Raw genomic sequence first — 1,824 nt, 5'->3', positions numbered from 1 at the left:
CCTAAGCTCCCGTGAATTTATACCAAGGTTAAGGTATAAATCCGCTTGATTTGTTTTCTCAAAGCCTTGTGTTTACTGGCTTTGCAGCCACAAAATATTGTATCAAAATAGCACATTTTGCTTTCAATTCCGTTAATTCCTTGGTATAATTATACCAAGGAGGTGATGGTATGGAACTGAAGATTAACGAGCCTTGGATCACAAGCAAAGTAAGGTGTCAGAATGGTTATGCCTATATCGACAAGCCTTTCTGGAATGCCGAAAAACAGTGCGCTGACCATAAACGCGAGTACATCGGCAAGTATGATGGAGAAACATTTACTCCAAACAAAACCTTTCACCGTCTCAAAGCTGAGTATGAGCAGAGCCTTACAGCACCTAAGACCGGGCCGGTTCCTACTGATATTTGCCTCCGCCAGTTCTATGGATCCACATATCTTTTGAATGAGATATGCAGCAAGACGGGCATTGCTGCTGATCTTGGCAAGTGCTTTGGTGATCTTGCGCCACAGATCCTGTCACTGGCTTATTACCTTGTTCTTGAGGAAGGCCAGCCCATGTACAGGTTCCATAAATGGGGCATAACTCACAGGCATCCATATGGCAAAGACATTCCTTCGCAGAGAAGCAGTGAACTCTTCGGCCTCATAACTGAAGAAACCAAGATGGCTTACTTCAAGTACCAGGCCAAGCGCCACGGCATGAACGAATACCTCGCTTTTGATACAACATCTATCTCTTCATACTCAACGCTTATAAAGCAGGCCAAGTATGGAAAGAACAAAGAAGGCGATTCCCTTCCGCAGATAAACCTTGCGCTCCTGTATGGAGAGGAATCAATGCTTCCTGTATACTACAGAAAGCTTGCAGGCAACATCACGGATGTTAAGACTATTGAGAATCTCATTAAGGATGTTGATTTCCTCAAACTCGACAAGCTCAAGCTTGTCATGGACAGAGGCTTCTACAGTGAGAAAAACATCAACGACCTCATGAAGCACCACCACAAGTTCCTTATTGGTGCAAAGCTGTCACTGAGCAAAGTGAGCGACAGGCTTGATAAGGTCCGTGCGGATTTCGTTACCCGCTATAACTATAATTCAGAGTTAAAGCTATATGTCATGTCATTTAAAGAAGAGTGGACCTATACAGAAGAAAAGGTCCGCAGCGGAGAAATCATAACTGATAAAAAGCGCATTTATCTCCACTTCTACTATAATGACCAGAAGGCTACTGATGACAAGACGAGGTTTAATGCAATGCTTGACCGTCTTGAAAACAACCTGGTAAACGGCACTCCTGATCCTGCTGATGAAAAGCTGTATCAGAAGTACTTTACAATACACGAGACACCTGTAAGAGGCAAAGTCTATAGCTTCAAGGAAGATGCTATCCGTAAAGCCGAAAAGAACTATGGATACTTTGTACTTATGACCAACGGGATCAAGGATCCGGTGGAAGCACTGCGCATATACCGTCTGAAGGATCTGATTGAGAAGTCCTTCGGCAACCTCAAGGAGAGGCTTTCAATGCGGCGGATGTCAGTCGCTTCCGAGGAAAACTTCGAAGGCAAGCTGTTTGTCCAGTTCATAGCGCTTCAGATGGTGTCTTATATCAAAAAGCAGATGGATGAGAACGGCCTGTTCAGCAACTATACAATACAGTCACTGCTGGACGAGCTAGATACAATTGAGTATTACCAGCAGCCTGGCAAGGCGCATCATCTGTCTGAGGTAACTGCAAAACAGCGTGAGCTCTATAAGCTCATTGGAGTCGATGCCCCGACATGATCAAACCTTGGTATAAAATGACGGGACTTTAGGT

At 44.4% G+C, this 1,824-nt stretch carries 1 protein-coding gene; it reads left to right on the top strand.

Annotated elements, in window-relative coordinates; translation table 11 throughout:
• Positions 1-170: 170 nt before the first annotated feature.
• Positions 171-1,790 carry an IS1634 family transposase gene (locus G630_RS0117735; protein ID WP_044959835.1) on the top strand — a complete coding sequence of 540 codons (1,620 nt, stop codon included), beginning with the start codon at positions 171-173 and terminating at the stop codon, positions 1,788-1,790.
• Positions 1,791-1,824 lie beyond the last annotated feature (34 nt).

Source organism: Butyrivibrio sp. WCD2001, assembly GCF_000424485.1.
Classification (GTDB): Bacteria; Bacillota; Clostridia; order Lachnospirales; family Lachnospiraceae; genus Butyrivibrio.
Note: the sequence above shows the minus strand (reverse complement) of the source record. Positions and strands in the feature narration are given on the sequence as shown.

Coding starts and splice junctions, on each gene's coding strand:
- G630_RS0117735 (WP_044959835.1), top strand. CDS start 171: ATGGAACTGAAGATTAACGAGCCTTGGATCACAAGCAAAGTAAGGTGT.